The organism is Tenacibaculum sediminilitoris, assembly GCF_964513795.1.
Taxonomy (GTDB): domain Bacteria; phylum Bacteroidota; class Bacteroidia; order Flavobacteriales; family Flavobacteriaceae; genus Polaribacter; species Polaribacter sediminilitoris.
Window position 1 is genome coordinate 1 of record NZ_CAZEQR010000046.1, and the last position, 2,024, is coordinate 2,024.

1 protein-coding gene is annotated in these 2,024 nt (G+C 33.4%); it reads right to left on the minus strand.

All coding sequences use genetic code 11. The features are described 5' to 3' along the window. On the minus strand, positions 1-2,024 hold a 2,024-nt coding region (locus tag ACKTSW_RS10455; RefSeq protein ID WP_408025212.1), incomplete at both ends, for a condensation domain-containing protein.

Consider the following 2,024-nt stretch of genomic DNA (forward strand, 5'->3'; position numbering starts at 1 on the left):
TCTTCTCCACTTATCGAAACATCTAATTTACTTACTGAATACTTCTTTAATTCTTCTGCTAATGTTTTGATGTTGATACTTGTAACTTTGGATTCAGTTATGGAAGAATCACCAATAATCAATGATGCATTACCATCTGATAGCATATAATCAATACGATCTAATGGGTAATTCTTATCTATAGGTAAATATGCTCCTCCTGCCTTTAATACTCCTAAAATACTAATAATCAAACTATCACTTCTATCTTGCATGATCGCTACAACACTACCTTTTTTGACGTCATGTTTTGCTTGTAAATACTCTGCTAATTGGTTTGATCGTTCATCTAGTTCTTGATAACTTAAAATAGTATCTTCATATCGTATTGCTTCTGATGCTCTATTTAGTGATGCTTGTGATTCTAATAATGAAACAATCGTTGCATCAATACTTTGTGAAACTACTTCTCCTTGATAGTCCTTCAGTAAAGTTTCTCGTTCTCTTGTAGTTAGTAAGGGTAATTTATCTATGGAAGTTATATTGTCTGCAACAATACTCTCTAAAAGTGTGGTTAAATGAACCCCTAGGTTTTCTATTCGTGCTTTACTGTAAATATCTGTATTATACTCTATGTGAACAGCTATTTCTCCAAATTCACTTTCTTTAAACCAAAACGTAAGGTCATACAAGCTCGTTTCTACAGCAACTCGTACTGGAGATATTTCCAACCCTTCCATCTCTAATTTCTCTGATGATTCTGAGAATGCTTGTTCACTTGTTAAGACAACAACAACATCAAACAATGGAAAACGACTTAAGTCTCTTGACAAATCTAACTCGTCTACCAGTAAATCAAATGGATATGCTTGATGTTCATAACCTTCTAAACAGGTTTTCTTTACCTTATGAAGTAAACTTGTGAAACTCTCGCTTCCTGAAAACTCTGTTCGTAAAGCCAAGTTGTTTATGTAAAAACCTATCTGATTTTCTAAGTCGGCATGTTCACGTCCTGCTATTGGAGTTCCTACAATGATATCTTCCTGTCCGCTATATTTGTATAATAATGCTTTGACTAATGTAGTTAATCCTATAAATAATGTACTGTCTTCTGATTTTACATAGTCTTTAAATGCCCTGCTCGTTGCTTTTGAAAAGCATACATAGCTTTGTGCTCCGTTATACGTTTGTACCGATGGACGTACATAATCTGATGGTATATCTAACACAGGTAACTCTCCTGATAGTTTTGACTTCCAATAATCACGAGAAAATGCTAATTCACCCTCTGCTAATTCTTTCAATTGCCAACCTGCATAATCTTTATATTGAATTGGCAATGCAGAAATCGTTGTTGATGATTCTTCTCCTTTAAGAATACTATTATAATAACGTATTAAATCACGTACCAATACTTCCATTGACCAATCATCAGATATAATGTGATGAATTGAAAATAGTAATCGATGTTGATTTTCTTCTAACTTTAGTAAAACTACTTTAAATAATGGACCTCTTGATAAATCATAAGGTGAAGAGGCTAAATTTAACAAAGTATCTTCTATGATACAATCCTTATCAATCGCTGTTGAAATATCTGTATAAGGAACACTAAAGTTAATAGCTTCAGCTGTTTGAATGAGTTGACGTGGTTCACTGTCTTTTAAAATGAATATCGTGCGTAAACTCTCATGACGTTCTATTAAATTCTTAAATGACGCTGTTAAAACCTCTATGTTTAAATCTCCATAAATATCATAACTAATCGGACGACTGTATGCTGTAAAGTCTTCTTGTAATTGATCTAAAACCCACAATCTTCGTTGTGCATGTGAAAGTGCATAATCATCTTGTAATTCTACCCTTGGTATAGAACTGTACAACGCACCTTGTGATTCTGATATTAACAAAGCTTGCGCTGTAAGAGTCGCATGATTAAAGATTTCTCCTATACTCAACTGTACTTCGTGTTGTTTGTATACACGTGAGATTAATTGAATCGCTTTTAACGATGATCCGCCTAAATCAAAGAAAGAGTCTTTTCT